This is a genomic window from Aeromonas sp. R1-1, from assembly GCF_040908495.1.
Lineage (GTDB): Bacteria > Pseudomonadota > Gammaproteobacteria > Enterobacterales > Aeromonadaceae > Aeromonas > Aeromonas veronii.
This window is the reverse complement of sequence record NZ_JBFODV010000027.1, coordinates 1-2,646: the sequence shown is the minus strand read 5'-3', so window position 1 is coordinate 2,646 and position 2,646 is coordinate 1. Positions and strand designations below refer to the sequence as shown.

Genomic DNA, 2,646 nt, shown 5'->3' with positions numbered 1-2,646 from the left:
GCTGGAGAAGTCCGGCGGCGATGTGGTGCAGCAGGTGGTGCGCCCAACCGGTCTGCTCGATCCGGAGATCGAGGTGCGTCCGGTGACCACGCAGGTGGACGATCTACTTTCCGAGATCCGCAAGCGGGTCGCGGTGGAGGAGCGGGTGCTGGTCACGACCCTGACCAAGCGGATGGCGGAAGACTTGACCGAGTATCTGGCGGAGCACGACGTCAAGGTGCGCTACCTCCACTCCGATATCGATACGGTCGAACGGGTGGAAATCATCCGCGATCTGCGCCTCGGCAAGTTCGATGTACTGGTCGGCATCAACCTGCTGCGGGAAGGTCTCGACATGCCGGAGGTGTCGCTGGTGGCGATTCTGGATGCGGATAAAGAGGGCTTCCTGCGTTCGACCCGCTCGCTGATCCAGACCATCGGCCGTGCGGCGCGTAACCTCAACGGCAAGGTCATTCTCTACGGCGATACCATCACCAACTCGATGAAGGTAGCCATTGAGGAGACCGAGCGGCGCCGCGCCTTGCAGCATGCCCATAACCTCAAGCATGGCATCACCCCCAAAGGGCTCAACAAATCCATTGGCGATGTGATGGACATGGGGGGCAGCCGCACGGCAGGCAAACCAGGCAAGGGGATGCGCAAGGCGGCCGAGCCGCAAGGGGAGTACCATGTCCGCTCTGCCAGCGAGATTGCCAAAGAGATCAAACGGATGGAGGCGCAGATGTTCCAACATGCCCGGGATCTGGAGTTCGAACAGGCGGCGGCACTGCGGGATCAGATCCAGCGGCTGCGCAGCGAGTTGATCGAGTCATGAGCCGCAAACGCTGGCTGATTTGGCAACGACTTCGTCGTCTCTATCATGGTTTTCGCCATCCCGGTACCCCCTGGTGGGCGAGGGGACTGGTGATCCTTATCCTGCTCTATGGCATTAGTCCGGTGGATCTTATCCCTGACGTGGTGCCCTTGCTGGGTTGGTTCGATGACGTGACCCTGCTGCAGGTGTTGCTGTGGGGTTGGGAGCGTTGCCTTCCCCCCGCAGTGCGCAGCGATCTGGAACAGGCCTCCTAGTTCACCTTTTCAACACCACGCTCGACATCACTCTGTGCGCTCCCACCCTCGAAGGAAGCGGAAAAACGGTTTCATTTGAAGGTGGGCTCTGCAGGATGAAAAAGAGGCTGGCCGGTGATTGTCGCCCGAATGGCATTGGCGTAGACTCCACGCCGTTCACTTTATGGGTATGGAAAAAATGGATCTGATCCTCTTTGCAATCGACTTTATCCTGCACGTTGACGTGCATTTGAAAGAGCTGTTCGAGAACTATGGCGTCTGGGTTTATGCCATCCTGTTTCTGATCATCTTCTGTGAAACCGGGTTGGTAGTGACGCCGTTCCTGCCGGGTGACTCCCTGCTGTTTGCCGCCGGTGCGCTTACCGTGGGCAGCGTGCTGGACGTCCATACCCTGGCGGCCGTGCTGATCATCGCTGCCGTGCTGGGCAACGTGGTCAACTACACCATTGGGCACTTCTTCGGCGAGCAGCTGTTCCGCAACCCGGACTCCAAAATCTTCCGCCGGGATTATCTGGAGAAGACCCACGCCTTCTATGCCAAGCATGGTGGCAAGACCATCATCATCACCCGCTTCCTGCCCATCGTGCGTACCTTTGCGCCGTTCGTTGCAGGAATGGGTGCCATGACCTATCCGCGCTTCTTGGCGTTCAACCTGGTTGGCGGCTTGCTGTGGGTACTCTCCTTCGTCTATGCCGGCCACTTCTTTGGCAATCTGCCGGTGGTGCGTCACAACTTTACCCTGCTGATCTTCGGCATCATCGGTATCTCCCTGTTGCCCATGGTAATTGGCGCGGTCAAGGCCAAGATGAGCACTGCCAGGGCGTAACCAGAAATACGGTCAGCCAGAACGAGAAGGGGGGAGCCATCATGGCTCCCCCCTTTTTATCTCCACACGGGCATGACACTCAGTTGCAGCAGCGTCCTTTCACCAGATTGCCGATGGCCACCACGGTGAAGACCAACAGGTAAGCGGCGAAGATGACAACCAGCCACTGGGGCATGGAGTAACCGAAGAACTGCCAGGTGATCTGGGCACAATCCCCTTCCGGCATAAAGAGCCAGGGGAGCCACTGATCGAGCGGAGCCCAGCTCGGGAAGTCGGCAAACGGGCTGCAGACGTTGAACGGGGAGGGGTTGACCTGATAGTCCACATGCTTGAGGGCCAGCTGGAAGCCGCGGAAGGCACTGTAGCCCCACAGCAACATGGCACTCCAGCGAACATACCACTTATCCGGCGCCACCATGCCGAGCAGACCGGCGGCAAGCACCCCCAGGGTCGCCAACCGTTCGTAAACGCACATCACGCACGGGGAGAGGCCCAGCACATGCTGGAAGAAGAGGGCGCACAACTCGAGGAACAGGGCTGATGCTGCCAACAGGCCCCAAGCCAGCCGATGGGCGGCAATACGGCGGAGAAACTCGATCATCTCATTGATCTCTCAGAAAAAACAGTGGCTGAATTAGAGCAGAGCGGAACCGAAAAGAAAAGGCTATGTCCCAATTACGTGTTGCATGGGGCGCCCCAGCGCCTCATGCAAACATGCTTTGATATTCACCCCCCTCCCGTAACGCTCCAGC

Annotated in this window: 4 protein-coding genes; 3 read left to right on the top strand and 1 reads right to left on the bottom strand. The window is 58.8% G+C overall.

The annotated features are described in order from the left end of the window. From AB5Y92_RS01245 to AB5Y92_RS01235, 3 genes are all read left to right on the top strand, one after another. Positions 1 to 814: helicase-related protein (locus tag AB5Y92_RS01245; protein WP_368225234.1), on the top strand; the 814-nt coding region annotated here is incomplete at its 5' end. Continuing rightward, positions 811 to 1,068, top strand: a complete 258-nt coding sequence (locus AB5Y92_RS01240; protein WP_368225232.1) for a YkvA family protein — start codon at positions 811 to 813, stop codon at positions 1,066 to 1,068. The genes AB5Y92_RS01245 and AB5Y92_RS01240, both read left to right, overlap by 4 nt. Before the next feature lie 178 nt (positions 1,069 to 1,246). Next, the gene (locus AB5Y92_RS01235; RefSeq protein WP_040069761.1) at positions 1,247 to 1,894 is read left to right on the top strand and encodes a DedA family protein; all 648 of its coding nucleotides are present in this window, start codon (positions 1,247 to 1,249) and stop codon (positions 1,892 to 1,894) included. 79 nt (positions 1,895 to 1,973) lie between these two features. Here the strand turns inward: AB5Y92_RS01235 and dsbB are convergent, their stop codons facing one another. Beyond that, on the bottom strand, positions 1,974 to 2,495 hold the full coding sequence (dsbB, locus tag AB5Y92_RS01230; protein ID WP_005336895.1) for a disulfide bond formation protein DsbB: 522 nt from the start codon (positions 2,493 to 2,495) through the stop codon (positions 1,974 to 1,976). Positions 2,496 to 2,646: the final 151 nt, after the last annotated feature.